General features: G+C 44.6%; 16 protein-coding genes. 11 read left to right on the forward strand and 5 right to left on the reverse strand.

Annotated elements, in window-relative coordinates; all coding sequences use genetic code 11:
• Window positions 1-103 precede the first annotated feature (103 nt).
• The 6 genes from rpoE to AC0VYG_RS04600 all read left to right on the forward strand — a co-directional run bounded on the left by rpoE (window position 104) and on the right by AC0VYG_RS04600 (window position 6,073).
• The gene (gene rpoE / locus AC0VYG_RS04575; RefSeq protein ID WP_475431162.1) at window positions 104-694 is read left to right on the forward strand and encodes an RNA polymerase sigma factor RpoE; all 591 of its coding nucleotides are present in this window, start codon (window positions 104-106) and stop codon (window positions 692-694) included.
• Window positions 691-1,371, forward strand: a complete 681-nt coding sequence (locus AC0VYG_RS04580) for a sigma-E factor negative regulatory protein (RefSeq protein ID WP_475431163.1) — start codon at window positions 691-693, stop codon at window positions 1,369-1,371. Before rpoE ends, AC0VYG_RS04580 begins: the two co-directional genes overlap by 4 nt.
• Window positions 1,368-2,333, forward strand: coding sequence for a MucB/RseB C-terminal domain-containing protein (locus tag AC0VYG_RS04585; RefSeq protein ID WP_475431164.1), 966 nt, complete (start codon window positions 1,368-1,370; stop codon window positions 2,331-2,333). The genes AC0VYG_RS04580 and AC0VYG_RS04585 overlap by 4 nt, the downstream gene beginning before the upstream one ends.
• Window positions 2,330-2,800 (forward strand): SoxR reducing system RseC family protein, encoded by a 471-nt coding sequence (locus AC0VYG_RS04590; protein ID WP_475431165.1) that lies wholly within the window; start codon window positions 2,330-2,332, stop codon window positions 2,798-2,800. The genes AC0VYG_RS04585 and AC0VYG_RS04590 overlap by 4 nt, the downstream gene beginning before the upstream one ends.
• Window positions 2,801-2,861: 61 nt before the next feature.
• Entirely contained in the window at window positions 2,862-4,283 is a 1,422-nt protein-coding gene (locus AC0VYG_RS04595; RefSeq protein WP_475431166.1) for a DegQ family serine endoprotease, read from the forward strand.
• Between the two features lie 359 nt (window positions 4,284-4,642).
• Entirely contained in the window at window positions 4,643-6,073 is a 1,431-nt protein-coding gene (locus AC0VYG_RS04600) for an alanine/glycine:cation symporter family protein (RefSeq protein WP_475431167.1), read from the forward strand.
• A gap of 119 nt (window positions 6,074-6,192) precedes the next feature.
• Here the strand turns inward: AC0VYG_RS04600 and argA are convergent, their stop codons facing one another.
• Window positions 6,193-7,506: an amino-acid N-acetyltransferase gene (gene argA, locus AC0VYG_RS04605; protein WP_475431168.1), complete on the reverse strand. Its 1,314-nt coding sequence runs from the start codon at window positions 7,504-7,506 to the stop codon at window positions 6,193-6,195.
• Window positions 7,499-8,755: an acetylornithine deacetylase gene (gene argE, locus AC0VYG_RS04610; protein ID WP_475431169.1), complete on the reverse strand. Its 1,257-nt coding sequence runs from the start codon at window positions 8,753-8,755 to the stop codon at window positions 7,499-7,501. The genes argA and argE overlap by 8 nt, the downstream gene beginning before the upstream one ends.
• A 127-nt stretch (window positions 8,756-8,882) precedes the next feature.
• Here argE and AC0VYG_RS04615 point away from each other — a divergent pair, with 127 nt between their 5' ends.
• The 3 genes from AC0VYG_RS04615 (at window position 8,883) to AC0VYG_RS04625 (ending at window position 13,281) form a co-directional block, all read left to right on the forward strand.
• On the forward strand, window positions 8,883-9,830 hold the full coding sequence (locus tag AC0VYG_RS04615) for a CYTH domain-containing protein (protein WP_475431170.1): 948 nt from the start codon (window positions 8,883-8,885) through the stop codon (window positions 9,828-9,830).
• Window positions 9,831-9,966: 136 nt separating this feature from the next.
• On the forward strand, window positions 9,967-12,912 hold the full coding sequence (gene glnE / locus AC0VYG_RS04620) for a bifunctional [glutamate--ammonia ligase]-adenylyl-L-tyrosine phosphorylase/[glutamate--ammonia-ligase] adenylyltransferase (RefSeq protein ID WP_475431171.1): 2,946 nt from the start codon (window positions 9,967-9,969) through the stop codon (window positions 12,910-12,912).
• A gap of 150 nt (window positions 12,913-13,062) precedes the next feature.
• Window positions 13,063-13,281 carry a hypothetical protein gene (locus AC0VYG_RS04625; protein WP_475431172.1) on the forward strand — a complete coding sequence of 73 codons (219 nt, stop codon included), beginning with the start codon at window positions 13,063-13,065 and terminating at the stop codon, window positions 13,279-13,281.
• Window positions 13,282-13,418: 137 nt separating this feature from the next.
• Here the strand turns inward: AC0VYG_RS04625 and sbmA are convergent, their stop codons facing one another.
• On the reverse strand, window positions 13,419-14,690 hold the full coding sequence (sbmA, locus tag AC0VYG_RS04630) for a peptide antibiotic transporter SbmA (protein WP_475431173.1): 1,272 nt from the start codon (window positions 14,688-14,690) through the stop codon (window positions 13,419-13,421).
• Window positions 14,691-14,824: 134 nt separating this feature from the next.
• On the opposite strand from sbmA, the gene AC0VYG_RS04635 reads away from it, so the two are divergent.
• The gene (locus tag AC0VYG_RS04635; protein WP_475431174.1) at window positions 14,825-15,730 is read left to right on the forward strand and encodes a PhzF family phenazine biosynthesis protein; all 906 of its coding nucleotides are present in this window, start codon (window positions 14,825-14,827) and stop codon (window positions 15,728-15,730) included.
• A 415-nt stretch (window positions 15,731-16,145) separates the two neighbouring features.
• Window positions 16,146-17,960: an ABC transporter ATP-binding protein gene (locus tag AC0VYG_RS04640; protein ID WP_475431175.1), complete on the forward strand. Its 1,815-nt coding sequence runs from the start codon at window positions 16,146-16,148 to the stop codon at window positions 17,958-17,960.
• Between the two features lie 79 nt (window positions 17,961-18,039).
• Here the strand turns inward: AC0VYG_RS04640 and AC0VYG_RS04645 are convergent, their stop codons facing one another.
• On the reverse strand, window positions 18,040-19,257 hold the full coding sequence (locus tag AC0VYG_RS04645) for an aspartate aminotransferase family protein (protein WP_475431176.1): 1,218 nt from the start codon (window positions 19,255-19,257) through the stop codon (window positions 18,040-18,042).
• Between the two features lie 51 nt (window positions 19,258-19,308).
• Window positions 19,309-24,132: an NAD-glutamate dehydrogenase gene (locus AC0VYG_RS04650; RefSeq protein WP_475431177.1), complete on the reverse strand. Its 4,824-nt coding sequence runs from the start codon at window positions 24,130-24,132 to the stop codon at window positions 19,309-19,311.
• Between the last annotated feature and the right edge of the window lie 161 nt (window positions 24,133-24,293).

Consider the following 24,293-nt stretch of genomic DNA (forward strand, 5'->3'; position numbering starts at 1 on the left):
AAATGTTTGGGGCGAGTCTTATTTTTTATGGGAACTCATAACATGTTGCGTTGTCTCTTATGTGTGTACAGGCACAGATGTGAAGTATTAATTAGGGGTGCCTATGCTGAGTGAAACGTCTTCTGATCAGGCGTTGGTGGAAAAAGTGCAGCAAGGTGATAAACGCGCCTTCGATTTATTAGTTGCTAAATATCAATATAAGGTAATTGGGCTGATTGGTCGTTATGTACAAGATAAAAATGAAGTATTAGATATTGCCCAAGAGAGTTTTGTTAAAGCTTATAGAGCAATTGACTCGTTTCGTGGTGAAAGTGCGTTTTATACTTGGCTCTATCGGATCGCAGTCAATACGTCGAAAAATTATTTAGTCAATCGGTCTCGTCGTCCACCAAGTTACGATATGGAGCTCGATGATGATGTAGAGAGTCATCATGATGCGTTATTGAATTCGGATACGCCAGAGGCATTGCTCAACCGTGACCGATTAGAAAGCGTTATTAGAGACACATTAAAGTCCTTGCCAGAAGAATTGAGAAGCGCATTAACCCTCAGAGAGTTTGATGGACTGAGCTACGAAGACATAGCACTCATTATGGAATGTCCTGTTGGAACGGTGCGATCCAGAATATTTCGTGCTCGCGAGGTGCTAGAAAAACATATACGTCCATTTTTAAATGGAGGAGACACTTTATGACGACATCAAAAGAGATTGATTCTATGATGTTAGACAGTCTTTCGGCCATGTTTGATGATGAAGCCAGTGAACAAGATTTACAGCGCCTTCTTGAGGTGGATGAAAGCCTTGATGAGAAAATGCAAGCGTTTCATTTAATTCAGCAGTCTATACATCAAGAGTTGGCAATTAATGCGGATGTCAGTGTGGATCTCGTCAGTCGAGTAAGGGCGCAAATCGACGAGGAAGATCAACAAGCGGTGCTGGATCATGATAATCAAACTGCCACCGTCTCGCCGATTGAGCAGGGTAATTTAGCATCGCAACAAGCGTCTTTTGAGGTGTCACCTTTTGATCGAACAGAGGATAAAGAAACGTCAAGGCTAAAAAGTGTTTGGTCCTTATGGCCTTCTTTGGTGACAGCGGCCAGTGTGGCCGTTGTGGTGGTGTTTACTGGCAATTACTTAATGGCACCTGGCAGCATTCCAGAGCAGGTAGCGACTGTGGAAGCGCCTCAAACGAATATGGCGCTGCCTGTGACGACTCTGTCTGAGCTAAATAAGCAGCCACTTAATGAGGATAATCAGCGCTTACAATCTTATCTGCGGCAACATGCAGAGCAAGCCACTATCAATGCAGGTCAAGGTATCATTCCTATGGCACGTCTTGTTAGCTATCCAACGGAAGAGGAAAAATGAAGCTATTACGTATGTGGCGCGTTTATCTGCTGTTGGTATGTTTGCTACCGGTTTTGGCTCAAGCAAAAGCAAATCAGCCTGATGCAGCCCAGTTGTTTATTGACATGTCTAAGTCGTTTTCAGATCTCGATTATGATGGCATTTTTGTGCATTCTGAAGAGAATCAAATGCGCAGTATGCGGGTGAAACATGAACGTAAAGATGGTAAAGAATACGAAAGTCTTGTCGATCTTGATGGTCAGAAGATTAAAGTTTTGCGTATCGGTGATACAGTAATTTGTGTTTATCCTAATGAGTCGTACTCTAATAAGCTAACTCCTGGGAAGGTACCGTTCGATCGTTTTAAGCAGTTGGATATTGATCGGCTGAAACAGGGGTATCGGTTAGAGCTGAGTAATAAAATGGGACGGATTGCTGGTCGAGATGCGCGTGTCTTGAAGTTGGTACCGAAAGACGACTATCGATATGGTCATGAGCTTTGGCTGGATGTTAAAAATCATTTTCTTCTGAAACATGATATTACGGATGCTAGTGGTAAATTATTAGACAGGATACAGTTTACGGCGGTGAACTTTCATCCAAACTTGAAACGGTCTGATTTTATCCCTAAAAAAGGGGAATACTCGGAAGAGATGACAGAGCCCATGTATCGCGTTGTAAAAAGTCGATGGATGTTTGATTGGTTGCCTCCTGGTTTTGCCTTGGTTTGGCCCAATGCAAGGGCCATCCATCAGGGATCTACTATGCTTCTCTTGTCCGATGGAATGGCGAGCATTTCGGTGTTTGTGGACACCGTGAGCAAGCCCAAAGCGACAACGATGATGAGTATGGGGGCGACCATGGCTGGAGAAAAAACGATTAAAGTAGGTAATAAGCTTTATTTGGTGACGATGGTTGGTGAAGTGCCAAGCATAACAATAGAGAAACTTATGTCCGTCTTTCGACCAAAGGCAAAAGAATGATAGAAGAAACGGGAACCATACTCTCCGTTGAAGAGGGCTATGCGGAGGTAGAGACCATTCGTACCAGCAGTTGTACTTCTTGCCGAGCGCGTCATGCTTGTGGACATCATGCGATTGCACAGGTGTCTGCCAGTAATCGCATGCGTATGCGCGCAACCGCCTCATTCGATGTTGAGGTGGGTCAGCGCGTTGTGGTTGGCATTCCTGAAGATACCTTGTTACAAGCGTCTTTTTGGATGTACTTGATGCCTTTGCTGGGATTAGTGGGTGGTGCCATGATTCCTTCCTTATGGCAGGCAAGTAATGATGTATCGGTTATTTGTTCTATCATGGGGTTTGTTTTTGGGTTATTGCTAGCAAAGAGAAAGTCGCTATCTGAAATAAATAATCCTAATTTTTACCCGACCATTTTACGGATAGAAACGCCCTTAAAGGGTGAACATATTCCATTAACTTTTACGCCTTAAGTGTAGAACCTTCTTCACCTGGCACTGTAATCAACTTGATATGTCTTAAGGAGACCAATCAATGAACAGATTGCTTAAACAAACGAGCGTCGGTGTCGTCATGTTTATGATGATGTTTTCCGTACTCGCCAAAGCTGCTGAACTGCCTAATTTTACGAAACTAGTGGAAAAGGTGGCTCCGGCTGTCGTTAACATTAGTACTGAGCAGACGATATCGACAAACGTTGCGTCGCAAGATGGGCCTCAGATGGATCCGAACAATCAAGCTCTGAATGAGTTTCTCCATCGCTTTTTTGGCCAGCAACCTTTCCCAGGTCAACCTGGTGGTCCACAGACACCTAGAAAGGAAGAACGTAGCTCTTTAGGGTCAGGGTTCATTATTTCCCCTGATGGCTACATCCTAACCAACGATCACGTTGTGAAAGGCGCGGATGTGATTCATGTGACCTTGAGTGATCGTCGTGAGTACAAAGCCAAAGTGATTGGTGTGGATGCGCGTACTGATTTGGCCTTGTTGAAAATTAATGCGAAAGATTTGCCCACCGTTAAAATGGGTGATTCTAGTACCTTAAAAGCGGGTCAATGGGTCGTAGCAATTGGTTCACCATTTGGCTTTGATCATACTGTCACCGCGGGCATTGTGAGTGCCACAGGACGTAATCTCCCCGACGATAACTATGTCCCCTTTATTCAAACCGATGTGGCCATTAATCCAGGTAACTCAGGTGGCCCATTGTTTAATTTAGATGGACAAGTTGTGGGGATTAACTCACAAATTTATACCCGTTCGGGTGGCTTCATGGGCATGTCCTTTGCCATTCCAACTAATGTGGCCATGTCTGTGGTTAAACAGCTCAAAGAGCATGGTAAAGTGTCTCGTGCTTGGTTGGGTGTGTTGATTCAAGATGTGAATTCGGATTTAGCACAATCCTTTGGTTTAAAGCGTCCCCATGGTGCGCTGATCAGTCGTGTTATGCCAAAATCGCCTGCTGCAAAAGCAGGGTTGAAATCGGGCGATATTATTCTTTCTTTTAACGGCAAAAAAATTAATCACTCCAGTGCATTGCCTTACATGGTTGGCGAGTTGAAAGCGGGCGAAAAAGTGTCGATGGATATTTTCCGTGATGGGAAAAATAAAACGATCTCTTTGACGCTTGAGACTCGACCTGCCAGTAAGCACAAAACAGCACAGTCTGTTGCAGAGCAAAATCGTCTTGGCATGGTCGTTGGCAATCTTACTGCGGACTTAGAGAAAAAACTTGATATTAAGCACGGTGTGGTGGTCGAACAAGTGATTGGTGGGGCTGCCTCACGCAATGGCTTAGAGCAAGGTGATGTAATTACTACGTTAGATGGTAAGCAGGTTAAAGATGCTCAAAGCTTCTCTAACATTGTGAAGAATATACCGGATAACCGCCCTGTTCCAATGCGTGTGATTCGCCAAGGTTACCCAATGTTTATTCCATTTAAAATTGGCAAATAAAGGATTGGCTAATCGTTAATTAGTTTGTATTTAAGCGAATGCCTTTCACAGAAAGCCCCTCATATTGAGTCAATATGAGGGGCTTTTTTTAGGCTAAAAAATGGCTTGTTATACAGTGATATGGAGTGTTGAGGTCAACTCCAATATAGAGTATTTGCTCCTTGTAAAAGGGAGGTGATAAAGCGTTTTTACGTTGTTTTGTTTAAAAAATGAACTAAAATAGTGCGTTTTTGTGATTTCAATGTCTATTTAGGTGCAATTTTTCTTGCTACTTGCCTTTCCTATTTGGTTCAATACCGCCCCTTGAACTGGCAATAAACGCCTCGCCAGCAATTTTATCCATTTCTAGGAGTTTTGTTTTGCTTGTACAACTAACTGATTTATTGTGGAGCTATGTTCTGATTGCATTGCTCATTGCAGTTGGCCTTGGTTTCACCTTGTCGTCCCGATTTGTTCAATTCCGCTTTTTTGGGCGCATGTTTTCTGTCTTATTTAGTAAAAAAGAAGCGGCTAAAAATGGTCAACTGACGTCTTTTCAAGCCCTTGTGTTATCTGTTGCTGGGCGAGTGGGCGGCGGTAATATAGCTGGTGTGGCGGTTGCTATTACCGTCGGTGGTCCAGGAGCGATTTTCTGGATGTGGCTGGTGGGTCTAATGGGAATGGCCACCAGTTTTTTTGAATGTACCCTAGCACAAGCGTATAAAACGGCAGAACCTGATGGTTCTTTCCGTGGTGGTCCGGCACAGTATATTTCGCGTGGTATCGGGGCTAACTGGCGTCCATTGTCCATTGTGTACTCTATCTTATTATTGATTACATTTGGTGTGGCCTTTACTGGGGTACAGTCCTATGCGGTTGCCACCTCGTTACAGGATGCCTTTCATATTCCGTTAAAAGTGAGTGGATTGGCTTTAGCTGTTGTGATTGCTTTGATCATCTTCGGCGGTGTGAAGCGCATTGCACGTATTGCTGAAATCCTTGTGCCAGTGATGGCCATTGGTTATCTATTGTTGGCGTTGATTGTTTTGGTGATGAACGTGACGGCTATTCCTCATGCACTAGAACTCATTGTGAAAAGTGCATTTGGTTTAGGCCCCGCTGTGGGGGGAGGTATGGGCGCTGCCATTCTGATGGGAATGAAACGAGGCTTGTTTTCTAATGAAGCCGGTTTAGGCAGTGCGCCAAACGTAGCGGCGACGGCTTTTGTCCCTCATCCTGTTAACCAAGGCATTGTACAGTCCTTTTCTGTTTTTATTGATACCATTTTACTTTGTACCTGTACGGCATTGATTATCTTACTGGGTACCAATTACGACCCATCCAGTACCAATGTTGCGGCTGGTGGGGTGGCCTTAACTCAAGCCTCTTTAGCGACCCATCTTGGCGAGTCTGGACGTATCTTTGTCAGTATCGCACTTTTGCTATTTGGCTTTAGTACGATTTTGTATAACTACTATTTGGGTGAAAACAGCTTAGCTTTCTTATTTCGTAAAGGAAAAGGGACGTTGGCTGTGATGGTCTTTCGTTTAGCGGTTATTTTACTATGTGGTCTTGGTGCGGTTGCCAACTTAAATTCTATCTTTGCTTTTTCTGATTTAACCATGGGGTTGCTTGCGGTTGCCAACTTGACGGCCTTGATTATGTTATTCAAGAAAGGCTTACGTATTCTTAAACACTATGAAGATCAGTTGAAAAAAGGCATAGAGAGCCCTGTTTTTTCTGCGGTCGATCTTCCAGAATTGAATTTGGATGGTAAGGCATGGCCAGCCCAGGCTGTTGAAAAGAAGTAGGCTAGCATTGGGCTGATTTCTGATAAATAGCCCAGCTCTCGAAAACACGCTCTAAAATGAAAAAAGGCGCTCTGATAATGATTCGGAGCGCCTTTTTCTTTTTACTATAAGTGTTTTCCTTAACGAAGCGTTTTAACAAATATTTTTGAGTTTCGTTGGTAGTTGTATAACGCTTGTTTTTTGGCTGGCAGCGTCGTCAGTGATGTCTCGCTAAAGCCTCGCTCGATAAACCAATGGGCGGTTCGTGTCGTTAATAGAAACAAGGTGCTCAAATTTTGCTGCTTTGCCGACAGTTCAATGCCTTTTAGTAGACGGTCACCGCGATTTAAGCCACGGTAATCCGGTGATACTGCTAGGCAGGCCAACTCTCCCGCATTTTCTTGCTCAAATGGGTAGAGGGCTGCGCAAGCCACAATGGCACCATCTCGTTCAATGACGATAAAACGATCCACTTCGTTTTCCAGTAATTCCCGTGAACGACGAACCAACACCCCTTTCTCTTCTAATGGGGCAAGCAGGGCCATCATGCCGCCCACATCATCAATGTGAGCGGGACGAAGTTGCTCGTAACTGTCTTCGTCTATCATGGTGCCTGCGCCTTCACGGGTGAATAGCTCTCTGAGTAAGGCACCATTTTCGTTATAGGAAATCATGTGCGCCCTTGGAACATGTTGGCGAACAGCGGCGACACAGGCTTCTAAGGCCACTTGGGTGAAGTGTGGTAGGCTATTGTTTTGTAAAATGATTTCAGCATCATGGGCGACCAGTTCAGAGTAGAGCTCTCCTTCAAGATCAAAAACCCCTTCTTCTTCGGAGTAGATGATTAGCTTATCCGCTTTTAGCTGTACGGCGGCTTGTATGGCAACGTCTTCAGCTTTTAGATTAAAGACTTCTCCTGTTGGTGAAAAACCAAGATGAGGTAATAACACCATATTATCGTCTTCAAGCAGGCGAAAAATTGCGTCGGAGTCTATGCGACGCACTTCCCCAGAATGACCATGGTCAATGCCATTCACCACGCCTAATGGACGTGCGATGACATAGTTGCCACTGCACACTTTCAAGCGAGCTCCCGCCATGGGCGTATTGGATAAGCCCATGGATAGTTGGGCTTCTAACTGTACTCGAACAGCGGCAGAGGCTTGGATTATGTCTAACAATTGTTCTTGTGGGGTAATCCGGTAGCCGTTTTCGAAAACACTGACAGAATGTTTTTGCGCTAAAGCTCTATCAATTTGGGGACGAGCACCTTGAACCAATACAAGGCGAATGCCTAATGAATCTAACAGGGCTAAGTCATGAATGATGCTGGAAAAATGATCACATTCCTGTGCTTCTCCAGGGATTAAAATAACGAACGTTTTTCCTCTATGAGCATTAATATAGGGAGAGGAATGGCGAAACCAGTCCACGTAATTGAGTTCTTCAGACACGGTCTTCCTCGTCTATGTTGTTAAATGGGTCGATCTTAGTTTGTTCATGATGTTTGTCGATAGATGGACTGTTTGTGTTAGTTCGTGTTTTTTCGACTGTTTGTAGGCAATAGCGATGCACTAAGCCGCGCAGAATATGCTGCATGGGTTTTATCTGGTCTAGCGCCATAAACTCGTTTGGCTGGTGGGCTTGATCAATGGAGCCTGGACCCAAGATTAAGGTTTCGATGCCAAGTTTATTTAAAAAGGGGCCTTCGGTACAAAAAGCGACACTGTCGCCTGTTTGCTGGGTCAGCGCTTCACAGGTTTTTAAAATATCAGAATCCGTGGACGTTAGGAAAGAGGGAATGTCTTCAAACAAGCTGCGCATTTCTATTGTGGTGCCTGTTGTCTCTTCGATTTTGGGTAAAATCGCTTGAATCTCTTCAATCAAGGATTGGTTACTCATTCCTGGTAAAGCACGTAGGTCAAAGTCCAGTTCACACTTTCCACAGATACGGTTTGCGCTGTCGCCGCCGTGTATGCAACCAAAGTTCATGGTTGGGTACTCAATGACAAAATTGGCGTCGCGATATTTTTTCTTCAATTGCTGGCGAAAGGTCATCAGCTCGGACATGACCATATGCATGGCATCCATGGCGTTATTGCCAAGGGAAGGGTTGGATGAATGGCCAGACTGTCCTTTAATTTGAATGCGTTCCATCATAATGCCTTTGTGGGCATAAATCGGTTTCAGCAAAGTGGGTTCGCCGATTACCGCATAACGAGCTTTAATTTTCTGCTGGCTGACTAATGCTCGGGCACCCGACATCGAGGATTCTTCATCCGCAGTAGCGAGGATAATTAATGGCTCTTTTAATTGGCTCAAATCCATATCGCGCAGGGTATCGATGACCACGGCAAAAAAGCCCTTCATATCACAACTGCCTAATCCATACAGTTTGTTGTCCTTTTCTTCTAGGCGAAAAGGATCCGATTGCCAGCGATCTTGGTCATAAGGTACGGTATCCGTATGACCGGATAGGACTAAGCCACCTTCGCCTTGACCGATTGTGGCAATCAAGTTGACATTGTTGGGGCGGTTGGGAATCGCCATGACCTCACAAGAAAAGCCCAAGGAGGAAAGCCAGTTTTCTAACAGTTCAATGACTTTTTTATTTGACTGATCCCAGCTGGCTTGACTAGAACTGATAGAGGGCGATGCAATCAGTTGAGACATCATGGTGATGAGCGGCGGTGGAGTGTTCACAAGCTATCCTCGATCAAAGTGATAACGCTAATATTACTACTGTAGGCTGGGCATCTGATACACTTAAACAAAAATTAAGTAGTCTCTGATGTGATAATGCGTCAGAAGTGAATGAGGTTAAGAAAATATGGCTACCGAGCTAGAACTAAAGCTAATGGTTCAGTCCGAGTATCTCAAGCCTGCAAGTGAGTTTTTAGATGAAATTTGCAAACAAGCTAATGAGACAAGCTCCCGTCAATCTACCCTCTCTTTGATGAATGGTTATTTTGATACCGCCGATGCGACGCTGATGGACGCGGGGGTGGCCCTGCGTATTCGGGCAGTGAATCAGGAATACATTCAGACATTGAAAACCCGAGGCAGTAGCCGAATTGGCATGCACGCCCGTGGTGAATGGGAATGGCGAGTGCCTAATGGACAGTTAGATTTGTCCTTGCTAAACGCCGTACCCTTACCCGAGTCGTTAAGGGATTTATCTTGGGGGAAAGATCTGATCGAAGTGTATCGAACGGACTTTGAGCGCCAGGTCTGGCTGATAGAAGAGCAGGGCACGCAAATGGAAGTGGTGTGTGACCAAGGAGTCGTGACCTCTGCTTATGGTCAAGAGCCCATCTGCGAGTTGGAGATTGAGCTAAAATCGGGTGATGATAATGTCTTATACGAATTCGCTCACAAGTTAGCCCAACAGGTTCCCGTGCAAGTGAGTACGGTGTCAAAAGCACAAAAAGGGGTTCGTCTTAAGCATGGACAGATTCAGTTTCCAGAGAAGCCAGGCAATACGGCGACAGAATTTGACTTCGCAGTATATTGGTACGAATCTTGGTTAGTCTACTGGGAAGCCATGTTTTATATGGAAGATGAGATATTGATTCAACCCATTCGCCATTCGTTGGTTCAATTAGCCTATTATTTGTCGTCGGAACTGAAGCAAGAAGTGCTGCTATTGGAGAAAGCATTATTAGCCGCGTCTTCAGAGTTTGTAGAAGACTTGCTCCCTCACTTTGGAGGTTTGAAGCAAACTGGCATTGTGATGTTAAAAGTAGGTCAATGGCTCAATCAAGCTTCGGCCCGTTAGATTATTGTGCTGTTGATTTCGCTGGGCGTTTGCCTGTCATTAATTTGTTTATCGATAATAAAAAATAGTTACCTTTGCATGATGAGACTTCCGTAGACGTTGTGCAAAGACTTAAACCATAAAGAAGGAATCTCCTTTGACCCCGCTTGTGAAGAACACTGCTTATCCTGTTTATTGTGACCAACATCCTAATCGATCGACGCTTTACGAGGCAATTCAAGAGGCGAGAGAGCGTCGTGGGTTGACTCTTCTCAATCAAGAGCAAATAGATCGTTTAGAGCCGCTATGGTTGTTAAGCGACTATTTGCATCAGCAATGGGTGCGCTTTCCTCATTGGTTAGACGATCTCTTATGCGAGACCATGTACCTACCGCAACCGTCCTATGAAGCGATGATGGCAGGTGAGGCCTACTTTGCCAGTGATGCGGAAGTGGCCAGAGGGGTGTTACAGCAAGATCAAGAGTCAACGGTTCTGGATGAACCTAGTTTGATGAAGCGCTTGCGTCTTTATCGACAGTGGTGGATGACACGTTTGATAGCGTTGGATTTTCAGCAGCAGATTTCTCTAAAAGAGTTAACCACCAAGTTAAGTGCTCTAGCTGATGCCTCGGTTAAGGCCAGTCTGGCATGGAGTGTGCGCCATTACCAGGCGCTTTATGGCCATGCTTTGGATCAGCAAGGCAAGGTGCAATCTATGATTGTGATCGGCATGGGGAAATTAGGAGGCAACGAACTCAATTTATCGTCGGACATAGATTTGATCTTTGCTTTCCGTGAGCATGGTGAGACTCAGGGAGGAAAAAAAAGCCTTTCCCATCAAGAGTATTTCACGAAACTTGGGCAAAAGTTAATCCAACATTTAGATCAAGTGACGGCGGATGGTTTTGTTTTTCGTGTCGATATGCGCTTGAGACCATTTGGTCAGTCGGGGGCGTTGGTGCTCAATATGGACTCCTTGGAGCAATATTATCAAGATCAAGGGCGTGATTGGGAACGCTATGCCATGATCAAAGCGCGAGTCATGGCGGGTGACCAGCAAGACATTGCCGAGTTTGAAGCTTTACGCAAACCGTTCGTGTATCGAAAGTACTTGGATTTTGGAGCGATTGGCGCTTTGCGCGATTTAAAGCAAATGATTGCCAAAGAAGTGCACCGAAAAGGCATTGAGCATAATATTAAGCTTGGGGAAGGTGGTATTCGAGAAGTTGAGTTCATTGCTCAAGCCTTGCAAATTCTTCATGGTGGACGGGATCAAGGCTTGCAAAGGCCAGCCTTACTGTCCGTTCTACCTTATTTGGAAAAACATCGTTATCTTTCCTCAACCGATGTTGCCACACTCACTCAAGCCTATCTTTTATTGCGTCGCACTGAACATGCGCTGCAAGCGTATCGGGACGAACAAACACAGCTTATACCTGAGGATAAGATAGGACGGACTCGCCTAGCCATTATGGTGGGGTTTGATTCTTGGCAAGCATTAAACGACGAACTGTGGCGCTTACGTCATCTCGTTCATGGAATTTTCTCTGAATTGATTGATGATGGTGAAGAAAGCAGTGAAGAGGTGAAACAGCAAGAAAGTTGGCGTTTGTTGCTAAAAAATGCCAAGGATCAAGAAGCCATTGCGGACGCCATTGTCGATATCCAATGGCAGGATAGAGAAGCGGCCGTGAACCGGTTAAGTGTGTTTTTAAGCTCAAAAGGCGTGGTCTTTATGCAGCCCATTGGGCAGGAGCGCTTATCGGTTTTTTTAGCGGCCTTTGTATCGGCATTAGCAGAAGAAAGCGCCCCTGATATTATTTTAGAACGTATTATTCCCATTCTGGATGCGGTATTGCGCCGTACTGCCTATTTGGCCTTGTTGTGTGAAAACCCCACTGCCATTACCCATTTAATGAGGTTATGTCGTGAAAGTGCTTGGTTTAGCGAAGTGATTTCCAGCTCCCCTGCGTTGCTGGATGAACTATTAGACGCAAATACTTTATTCTCCCCCCCTAGCAAAGCCATGTTAAAAGAAGAGTTGCAACAAATTTTGCTGCGCCTGCCAGAAGAGGATGAAGAAGCACAAATGGACGCTTTAAGGCGTTTCAAACGATCCATTACTTTACGGATTGCGGCCTGTGATATCACAGAAATCCTGCCAGTGATGAAAGTGAGTGATCACTTAACTTGGTTAGCAGAAGTCCTGTTGGAGCAAGTCTTACAGCAATCCTGGTGGCATTTGACACACAAACATGGTTTTCCTGTGCAGGATGGGGAGTTGGTCAGTTCACCACAATTGGCGATTATTGGCTATGGCAAGTCTGGTGGTTTGGAGCTAGGTTATGATTCGGATTTAGACTTGGTGTTTGTTCACGATGCCCAAGCCAACGGCTACACCAGTGGCGACAGAAGTGTCGATCATTTAACTTTTTACACACGACTCTGTCAGCGCATCATCCATATGCTGACCAGCTTTACTGCGGCAGGTCGCTTGTATGAGGTGGACATGCGATTACGTCCCTCAGGTAATTCTGGGTTATTAGTCAGTAGCTTGGAAGCTTTTAAAGACTATCAGCAAAAAGAAGCGTGGGTGTGGGAGCATCAAGCATTAACCCGTGCCAGAGCATTAGCGGGGGATGAGGATTTGATGGCAAGATTCGAAGCCTGTCGTAAGCTGATTATTGGTAGTGAACGGGATCGCGTTGAACTCAAGCAAGAAGTCATCAAGATGCGTGAAAAAATGCGTGCCCATCTGGACTCTGGCGGGAAAGAGAAGGGCTTTGATTTGAAACAAGGTGCTGGTGGCATTATTGATATTGAGTTTATGGTGCAATATCTCGTGCTGGCTTGGTCCCATCAATACCCAGAGTTAATGCGTTATTCGGATAATGTACGTCAACTAGAAGCCGCGGCCAGTGTCGGTCTGATAGCCGATGAAACGGCCCAAGAAATGACGCAGACGTATACTTTGTACCGTGCTTTGAACCACCGTTTGAATCTTCAAAAACAAGGTCGGGTTGTACAAAGAGATACGTTGGAGAGCAATCAGGCGTTAGTGAGCCGCCATTGGGATGAATTCGTGAACAAGGCGAGTTTATAGTGTGACTGATTGAAAACTTTCTTTTTATTATCAGTCGAGTAGACAGGCAAACACTTAGTGAAAATAAACTGATCGTAAAATGAACAATTTTCAGCTATAATGGTCACATAGTAAACGGAAAGTGTTTTTAATGACGTTTGGGAGGTTATTATGGATGGTATCAGTGGCGCAAATGCAGCGGCATCGTATGCTAAAGAGGTTTACACCGCGAAGCTGTCTCAGGATGCTCAAGTGCAACAGGGTCAGCGAGCGCTCGACCTATTGGCAAGCACGGACAGCAACCCAAAAGCCAATGCTACGCCAGCTGCTAGCAATGGTAATCATATGACAACGGATAATCTTGGGCAGAATATTAATATTAATGTCTAAATAGAATAATGAGACTCTAGGTTTCAATAACTTCGAAGTCTCAATAGCTTAATACAAAAAGCCAGCTCATCGAGCTGGCTTTTTGTATTGTACCGTCCTGAAATGGCTTTATAGCAATAGAGACACATGGGTAACGATTAAATGATTGGAGTCTTTTCGATAGAGGGCAAAGGCTGATCATCTATGGCTGCCTCAAAGGCTTTTAGACGTTTGTAAATAGAGAGCAATTCGACAATCGTTGTCCAAGAGCCGACTAAGAACTGAAATGAACTTTCTACTTGGTTAAAGGCATTGCTAATACGCTGGAAGATACCGAGAGTAATTGTGCCAGCAATAATGGTAGGACCTAAAGCAATAAGAGGCACTAGGACTCCTGCCTGTAAATAACCATATCGAACGATGTTGAAATACAAATAGTTTGCATAGAGGCGGAAATAGTTTTTTCGCACATTGGCGAAGAGTTCTGTCAAAGTAACAGGCTGAGCTCTTTCTTCATAGTCTTCTCCATATACCAGCTCCTTACGATAAGCCGCCTCCACTCGCTGATTTTTAAACTCAAGGCCAGGTAGACGAATACCTGCGATGGCTAATAAGGCGGTTCCTATGATCGACCATAATATCGCAACAAAGATAAGGGATTGTGGCACAGCGCCAATAAGAGGTAGCTCTTTAACATGGGCAGATAACATCCATAACACGGGTAAGAAGGCTAACAGCGTCATAATAGAATTTAAAAAGCTCACCCCTAGACTCTCCATAATACTGGCAAAACGCATGGTATCTTCTTGAATACGTTGTGATGCCCCTTCTATCTGGCGAACTTGTTGCCACTTAGAGGTGTAGTATTGTGTCATGGCTGTACGCCAACGAAAGACATAGTGACTAACAAAAAAATTATTGAGTACAGCGACAGTAATGCCAACCAAGGCAATGGTAATAAAGGTTGAAAGTTGAGAATAGAACTGCGTTGCAGTGATGTTGTCTGGGGCACTTAAGGCTTTTTGAATCAGATCATAAAAGCTTCCGTACCATTGGTTTATCATCACGCTGATCTGCACTTGGAACCAAGTAATAAAGACAATTAACCCCGAGCCTATCACTGACCATTTAGCCCATTTTTGTCCACCGAACGCCATCCATCCACCAATAAAAATAGCGTAGCAAACGGCCATATATTGGTAGAGCCATACATCGACAGCTGTTTTTTGTTGGCTGACAAAAGCGGCTTGTGCGGCAGCATTCGCTCCTTTGGTTAAGGCATCAGGAAAATGTACGCCAAATAATGAGCCTAAGCTTAATAGGTGACCTAGGTCTTGAATTTTTGCATACCAGCTAATGACACAAACAAGGGCCCATAGGACGAAACTTAGAAAAAATAATTTGGGTTTGGGAAAGAAGGATAAAAACACTATTTGGTTTCTCTATAAAGTTCACTTACAGATAAGTCGTTGATCTACTAAACTAGCCCAACGACGCTTTCTAAGAGAGTAAACTAGTCGCACTGTAAGAACAATCTTCGTCATGAAGAGAGGTTGGAATAAACATGAAAGTCGGTTCAGTAGTGATGGAAAAAGTAGAAGACAGAATGCCTCCTGTCACTGTGTATTTAGTCGAGGCGTTTTCCTACCTTGAAAAGGGTGGAAATACGGCGGGGGTGATGTTGAACGCAGACAATTTGTCTAGAGAGGATCGTCTCAGCATAGCGAAACAAGTTGGCGTCTCGGAAACGGCGTTTGTTTCTCAAAGTGAAAAAGCGGATTTTGCGGTGGCGTTTTTTACGCCAACGGAAGAAGTGGATTTTTGTGGGCACGCTACCGTGGCGACTTTTTGGCTGTTAAAACATCTAGGTATTGTCTCTGAGGGACGTTATATGCAAGAGACAAAGGCGGGTGTGTTAGCGGTTGACGTGGACACTACAGGGTTGGTTACCATGGAGCAGACTCGACCAACTTGGATGAACGTCTATTCTGCTGATGTTATTGCACCGCTATTTGGTTTGTCAGAGAGAGCGCTTTCTAAGCTAGCTTTACCGATCCAAGCATTATCGACTGGATTACCGGACATTATCGTGCCCGTACCGAAAGGTGAATTAGACAAGGTGGTTATGGATGAAAAAGCGGTAGTGGACTTTTCTCGACAGGAGAAAGTGATCGGCTTTCATCTTTTTGAATTAAATCCAGAAGAAGAGGGGATGACGGCTTATTGCCGTAACTTTGCGCCTGCGGTTGGGATAACCGAAGAGTCTGCTACAGGCAGTGCGACGGGGGCGTTAGCCTGCTATTTGTATAAGCAGTTAGGTTGGACACGTATGAGCTTTGAACAAGGACGAGCCATGGGGAAAACGTCGCGCCTCTGGGCTGAATTAAGTCTTAGGGAAGGCGACATCGCGCAAGTACATGTGTCTGGTATGGCTTATCTGAAAGGCGAGTATACCGTCAATATTGGCTAAAGGTTTTTTAAGTAAGAAAATCGAGTCTCAGTCTGAAGCATTCCCACAAATTTAAGCTATTAATGTTGAAGTAAAAGAACCATACGCCCTTAGAAGATTGGCTAGATATGTTTTACCTTCACTAAAATCTGCAATTTCACCCTAGCCCGAAGCCTCGCCGTAAATCGATAAAAATAATGACACGCTGACATTTCCGTTGAGCGGAATAGGGGGATCGGCGGACATTTTATGAAGAATATCTCATGGAAATCAGTATGGGTTCTGAGAAAATCGCCTTTGTAAAAAAAGCTCAAGAGGAAGTGGTTCTTATCTGCGTTGATTTTATCTAATAAATAGAGTCGTGACGATGGTTTGTAACGAAGAGGCTGTATTTTTGGCAGTAGAGTCATCTGAATAATCGGATAGGAGTCTATAAATGGTGCAAACCTCAAATCGTATTATTATGCTAAGGGGCATGAAAGATGCTCTGGTTTTGGGGAACCAAGTATCCCCGCTTATGCTAAAAGGGTTAGTGGTAACCTCTGCATTGATGGGGGCTATTCCGGTAGGGATGGCTTGGACAAGTAAACAGATTATTGACAGTATCACTCACAGCGGGAACAGGTTGATGAATCCAGAGTGGTACCTGCTGGCCGAAGCACTACTAGCGGTTATATTTCTTGGTTCTAACAAGTTTGATGCGATTATCAGTATCGCGCTAAGAGCCAAACTGGGGCACTGTGTACGTGAAAAAATTATTGCCAAAGTACAGGGCTTCTCGCTCAATCAAATGGAAGACCCTTCCATATGTGATCTCATTACTCGAACACGTAAATATAGTGAGACTCGCCCACTTAGTATACTAAAAAAGTCATCTGAAATTGGGCACTACTTAATCGCGACATTCTTTGCCGGAATCATACTTTTTCAATACGCGCCCGTTCTTTTAGTCGCCATATTACTGGCATCAATACCTGTGCTTATCGCCGATATGAAATTTAATGGTGATTTGTTTGACATATTACTCTGGAAGTCTCCAGCCAACCGTATGAAGCTTTATATTGAAAGTATTTTAACTAGCGAGGCCAGCGCTAAAGAAGTAAAGGTGCTTGGTTTTGCTACGCTCTTGATGAATCGATTTCGTACACTTTTTTATGATCAATACCAGCATGAACAAAAGCTGACGCTTAGGCGTTCTATCTGGAATGTTATTCTCTCTTCGATAGGGCAATTGGTTTTGTATTTGGCGTTTGGTTGGAGCATATATCGGGCCATTCATGGTGAAATTACCATAGGAGAAATGACCATGTTGATGTTGTTGCTACGTCAGTCTCAGACGTCCATTGTTTCACTGATGAGTGCTGTTGCCTCTCTCTATGATGATTGTCTATATATGTGTGATTTTGCGGAGTTGATGCATATGAAAGAGGAGATGCCCAAATCCGGGGTTCAACAGGGGCGTTTACCTGGCGATGGTATCCGGCTTGAAAATGTTAGCTATAGGTATCCTAAAGAGACACGTTTTGCCTTAAGTGGAATCAATTTGCACATTAAGCCTGGTGCGAGTGTGGCAATACTTGGGGCGAATGGCTCAGGAAAAAGCACCCTAGTTAAGCTTATAATCGGGCTTTATACGCCTTCTTATGGGCGTATAACCCTTGATGGAACGTCACTTGAAGACTGGGATAGGTCGGCATTGAACCGGAGACTTTCAGCCATCTTTCAAGATTATCAAAGCTATCAAATGACGGTTTACGATAATGTAGCCTTTGGTGATGTTACTCGTATGCATGAAAAGGAGACTGTATCCGATTGTATTGATCGTGCTCATGCCTCTGATATTGTTAGCAGGCTAAGGTTTCAGGAAAATACTCAACTTGGTTACTGGTTTGATGATGGGGTATCGCTTTCTGGAGGACAGTGGCAAAGACTTGCTTTGGCAAGGGCCTACATGAAAGTCGATGCTGATATTTTTATTTTTGATGAGCCGACTTCTGCCATTGATCCGGTTGCAGAAGCTGAGGTTTACAACAGCCTGATTTGTTATACTCATAACAAATCGGTTGTTTTTATTACTCACCGTTATGCGCTAGCTCGGACGGCAGAAACTATTATCTTGCTTGATGAGGGAAAAATAGCAGAACAAGGCAGCCATGATGCTCTGATGTCTGAACAGGGACGATATTACAATGCCTTTAAACAGCAAGCGAAAAACTTTGCTGAAACCTTGCCGGCTACTGTAACGACATGATATTTATAACATTTGTATATGCTAGCAATGCCTGTTAAAGACATTGCTAGCTTTTGTAAAAACTATAAGAGCAAGCTGCTTACTTATTGGCTTCGAGTACTTTCGCCACTGCTCGTTCAAGACGTGCCAGACCTTCTTTGATGTCTTCTTCGGGAATAATCAAAGAAGGGGCAAAACGGATCACGTTAGGGCCAGCTACCAGTACAAATAAACCTTCTTCTGCTGCAGCGGTTAAAAAGGCTTTGGCGTTCCCCGCAAATTGCTCGACAACTTCCGCGCCCATTAACAAGCCCATACCACGAATGTCTTTAAAGACATGGTACTTTTCATTGATGGCGTTAAGTCCTTCAACAAATAAGTCGTGGCGCTTGTTAACACCATCAAGCACTTCTGGTGTGGTGATAATATCAATGACCGCTTCGGCAATGGCGCAGGCCATTGGGTTACCGCCATAGGTACTACCGTGGGTGCCAAAGGAAAAGCTTTGTGCAACATGGTCTTTTGCAATCACGGCCGCAACAGGGAAACCGTTACCCAACGCTTTTGCAGAGGTTAGGATATCTGGTGTGACACCCAGTTGCTCGTAAGCGAAGAAAGTGCCTGAACGACCCACACCAGATTGTACTTCATCGTATACCAGTAAGGCGTTGTGTTGATCACATAACTCGCGTACTTGTTTGGCAAAGGTTTTGTCGGCAGGAATAATCCCACCTTCCCCTTGAATAGGCTCCATAACAACGGCACAGGTCTTGTCGGAAATCAACGATTTGAGTTCTTCAATATCGTTGAAATGACTATGAGTGATGCCTTTTGGTGTTGGCTCAAAGCCTTCCTTGTACTTAGGTTGACCGCCCACAGAGACGGTAAACAAGGTACGTCCATGGAAGGATTGATAGAAAGAGATAATTTCGTTTTTTTCTGGACCAAAATGATCAAACGCGTAACGACGAGCCAATTTAAACGCGGCTTCGTTGGCTTCTCCTCCTGAGTTGCAGAAGAAGACTCGATCAGCAAAGGTTTTTTCGGTTAGCTTTTTCGCTAATCGCAATGCTGGCTCATTGGTCATTACGTTGGCTAAATGCCACAGTTTCCCTGCCTGTTCGCGCATGACGTTGACCAATGTTGGGTGAGAATGACCCAATGCAGTAACAGCAATGCCGCCTGCAAAATCGATATATTCTTTGCCTTCTTGATCCCATACGCGAGAGCCTTCGCCACGCACTGGAATAATCGCAGAGGGGGCGTAGTTAGGAAACATTACTTCGTCAAATGTTGCTCTCGTTACTTGTTCTGTCACTTTTATATACCTCGTTAAAATGGGCGACTGTGAGACCAGTCGCCCTTTGGTTTATATCAGATTTCTCAGCTCACGAATAGCAACAGTGATCATTGCAAGCGTTAAATCCGACTCGGATTTGATTTCTCCGAAGGTCGTTCTGTAATGCTGAATGTTGTCGCTGTTCTGTTCGCGCCAATGGGCCAACCTTTCCTCCTGTTCCTTGATATCAGGGCTGGATTGAATGACTTCTTGAGTGAGGGTTCTTAAGCTGTTATCAACTTCATCTCCCAAGCCTGCTTTTGCACGGCGTTGCCACATGTCGCTAGCAACCAATTCACTAACACTATGACGTAACCAATGTAGCTCAAGATCCATTTCTAGAGCGAAGTAGGTTTGTGCCACATCCAATACTTCTTTGTCTGTGTTGGCGGCAACCCGAATAATGTCTAATCCATAGAACAGGTAGTGCAACGAAGAGATTTGATGGGCAATGTCCTCAGGGATACCTTGCTCAATCAGTTCCATCGTGATGTCTGCTAGGTGTTGTTGGCTGGGCTCGGTCAAAATGGCTTGCATATTGGCACGAATGATTTCCACACCCGGCTTATACGTGTCTTTCAGTTTTTGAATAGACAAGCTTTCTCGAGTATTGCGCAGTAACCATAGCGTTGCGTGTTCAAGGAGGTTTTGAATGCGAATCAGGAGTCTATTTAAGAGACCATTATCGACTTTGAAATCCAGGTCATTGATTGCATCCCAAAGTCCAGGGATACCAAAGATGTCTTCTGCTGCCATGTAGGCACGTACTAGGTTTAAGGCCGATGCACTGGTTTCTTCTTGTACGTAAGTACTGAAAGTGGGGCCCATGCGATTGCCAATATTATTAGTAACGTGGCCGGCAATGATCTCTTGCAACAAGGGGTGAGACGCCATTTGATTGTCAAAGCGCTTGCCCAATTGAGGAGGGAAGTATTGGTGTATTTGTGTCAGCAAGTCTGGGTCTTCACCAATACCGTCTTCAACTAATTGCTCAGACAGCTTGATCTTAGAGTAGGCCAGCAACACAGAAATTTCAGGACGCGTTAAGCCTTGTCCTTTGTTCATACGTTTCTTGATTTGTCCATCGCTTGGTAGAAATTCGATTTCACGATTTAGGCGACCTTCGCGAACCAAGGATTGAATCAAACGCCAATGGTCAGCTAAACGTTCCGTTGCTTGGGAGTTCGCAAGCGATAAAACGTGGCTTTGTCCCAAGTTATGACGCAATACCAAGCTGCCTACTTCGTCGGTCATTTCAGCCAATAAAGCATTGCGTTGTTTCTCTGTCATGTCGCCGTTTTCAACCACACGGTTTAGCAGAATCTTAATGTTCACTTCATGGTCAGAGCTATCCACGCCCGCCGAGTTGTCAATGGCGTCTGTGCTGATTAAGCCACCATTTTGAGCAAACTCAATACGACCACGCTGTGTGAGTCCTAAGTTACCGCCTTCGCCAACAATCTTACAGCGAAGCTCTTTACCATCAACACGTAACGAGTTATTACCGCTATCGCCTACATCGGCGTGCGTTTCGCTCTCAGCTTTAACATAAGTCCCGATACCGCCGTTCCACAACAAGTCGACAGGGGCTTTGAGAATGGCGTTGATCAGATCCGTAGGGGCCATGGATTTCATGTTGCCTTCAATACCTAAGGCTTTACGAATGTCTGCATTGATCGGAATGGATTTTGCCGAACGGTTGAAAATACCACCGCCTTTAGAAATCAACTCTTTATTGTAATCTTCCCAAGAGGACCGTGGCAGTTTGAACATGCGCTCACGCTCAGCGAATGAGGTTTCTGGGTCTGGCGTTGGGTCAATGAAAATATGCATGTGGTTGAAGGCAGCAATTAACTTGGTGTGTTTGGACAGCAGCATACCGTTACCAAATACATCCCCTGCCATATCGCCAATGCCGACAGCTGTAAAGTCGGTGGTCTGACAATCGATGCCGATTTCTTTAAATTGACGTTTGACGGATTCCCATGCACCACGAGCGGTAATCCCCATTTTCTTATGGTCGTATCCGTTAGAACCACCGGAAGCAAAAGCATCCCCTAGCCAGAAGCCGTATTTTGCTGAAATGCTGTTCGCCAAATCAGAGAAGGTTGCGGTGCCTTTATCGGCAGCAACAACCAAGTAGGGATCGTCTTCGTCATACCGTTCAACGCAGACGGGTGGGACCAATTCGTTTTGAACCAGATTGTCGGTGATATCGAGTAAACCACTGATAAAGGTGGTGTAACAGTGCACAACTTCGGCCTGAATGTCTTCACGAGAGGCATTCTTCTTCAATCTTTTAGCAACGAAGCCGCCTTTTGCACCGCTGGGCACGATCACGGCGTTTTTCACCATCTGTGCTTTGACCAAGCCAAGCACTTCGGTGCGGAAGTCTTCCATACGGTCAGACCAGCGTAAACCACCACGAGCAACTTTGCCGCCGCGCATATGAACCCCTTCGACCCATGGCGCATACACGAAAATTTCGAATTTCGGGCGCGGTAGTGGCACGGCGGGAATCATGGATGGATCTAGCTTGAATGACACGTAGTCTTTAATGTTGCCATTTTCATCGGGTTGGTAGAAGTTAGTACGAATCATTGCCTGCACAACGGACAGGTAATGCTTCAAAATACGGTCTTCATCAAGGTTGGCGACTTGGTCTAAGGCCGCTTCGATTTTCTCAAGCAGTTTTTGAACTTTTTCTTCGCGCTTAGCGGTTTGGCTAGGGTCAAAACGTTGCTCGAATAATTGCACAAGTAAGCGGGCTATGTTGGCATTCTTCTCTAATGTTTGCTGCATGTACTGCACAGAGAAGGGGACTTGTAACTGCATCAAATACTTAGTTAAGGCTCGCAACATGGTGACTTGACGCCATGTGAGGGAAGCGTCCAACACTAAGGCATTGAAGCGATCGTTTTCAACTCGGCGACTGAAGACTTGACTAAAGGCTTCTTGGAAAGATTCGCGTTGCGTTTTTTTCTCAAGATTAACATCCGCATCAACGCTGATGGCGAATTCGACGATCCATGTGTTTTTGATGTTTTCTTCATGATTGTCTAGCTCATAAGGGCGTGCTTCTAAAACGCGTAGTCCCATGCATTCTAAAATAGGGAGAACGTCTGATAATACTAGCGTGGTGCCAGAGCCATAGACTTTAAAGAAATAGTGGTTTTTGCTTTGCCCTACTTGGCGGTACAGATGAGTGCTGATATCGCCTTCGCCAGCTAACGAATTTAAGCGTTCAATGTCTAATATAGCGGCATTGGGGGAGAAATCTTCGCGGTAAGCGGCGGGTAAGTAAGGTGTGTATTGTGCGTACAGTTTATTACCGCCTTCTTCTCCATTGCTGGTTTGTAGTGCGGTGAGTAACTTATCATCCCAGGAACTCATTGCTTCTTGCATTTTGCGTTGAATGTCGTCTACATCGACATCTGGGCTGTTTTTTGGGTCGGCAATTTGGATGGTGAAGTTAACGCGGGCCAACACCATTTGCGAGAATTGGACATTGAACTCAGCACTGGTGCCGTTGCAAGCGTTCATCAAGATGTCTTGCATTTTGATGCGGATTTCAGTGTTGTAACGATCACGCGGTACGTATACCAAAGCGTTTAAGAAACGACCATAAATGTCTTTACGGATAAACACTCGTAGTTGACGACGCTCTTGGATCGTAAGGATTCTTTCAATGGTACCGTAAAGCTCTTCCACGGGAGCGTGTAGCATTTCGTCACGTGGGTAGCTGTTTAGAATGTGTTTTAAATTTTTGCCTTTGTGGCTGTTTGGATCCACATTGGCTTTTTCAATAATATGCGCCAACTTTTTACGAAGCAGCGGAACGTCTTGCATGCGCGCGATATAAGCAGCGGAGGAGTACAGACCAAAGAAACGCCACTCGCCAATGACTTCCCCTTTTTTATCAAAACGTTTGATACCAAGGTAGTCAAGGTGAACAGGTCGGTGAACGGTGGAGATGGCGGTCGATTTGGTTAAGATCAGAATATTATCCGGATCTACCGCTAGAGCGGCGAGATCATCATTTAAGACAATGTCACGTTTCACTTTCTTATCATTGGTATCACGGAAAGTACCAAGACCAGAACCATCGACTAATTTAAGGTGTGTTTCCTCTTTTTCTTTAACGAGGTCGTAAGCTCGGAAGCCGATAAAAGTGAAGTGGTTGTTGCCAACCCAACGTAGAAAATCTAAGTTTTCTTGATGGCTATCTTTATCTTTTAAATGTGAGATTTTTTCTGACTCAGCGATGGCTTCGTTGAGTTTCTTTTGCATGAGTGACCAATCTGCGACGGTTTTTTTTACGTCGGCTAAACTGTTAAGCAGCTCTTCTTTAATGTCATCAAGTAAGTTTGTATCGGATAGACGATCAATTTCAAAGCGCATCATGGCTTCTGTGGTGAAGCCTCGGGTGTTTTCGGCTACGGCTTCCAATTCCCCTTTTTTATTGCGCTTAACTTGGATGACAGGGTGTGCCGTTAAATGGATGGTGTGTCCAAGGCGAACTAACGCCATGTTAAAGGAAGACACTAAGAAAGGCATATCATCGGTTAGGATCTCGATGACAGTATGAGTGGATTGCCAGCTGTGCTCTTCAAAGTTAGGGTTGTATACTCGAACTTTAGGTTGATTGCCCGTTCGCAGTTGTAAAAAGTCCCATAGGCAAATGATGGTGCCGTATAAATTCTCTATGGGCTCATTGATCATGTCTTCTTCTAAAGCATCCCGAAAGTAAAGGCGCGTTAGATTGCTGATGTATTGGGCTTCACTCGCACTAAAGTTGTCTCTGATTTCAGCTTCAATGCGATCTATTATTTCGCTTTTTTTGTTGTCGATCATTAGAACTTTTCCTCATTTGGCGTTCTGATTCTGATAAAGCTAGCTGTAGTTAGCGAATAACGAAACTTTTAGTTTTTAATGCGAGTGTCTATTAATAAAAGTATACTCTACTAAAACTATATTAATTTCGTGATTGCGACATTTGTTTGCTGTGTCTGGTA

This window comes from Marinomonas sp. 63XJN7_7_ISO-PGPR-S23-202 (assembly GCF_056173505.1).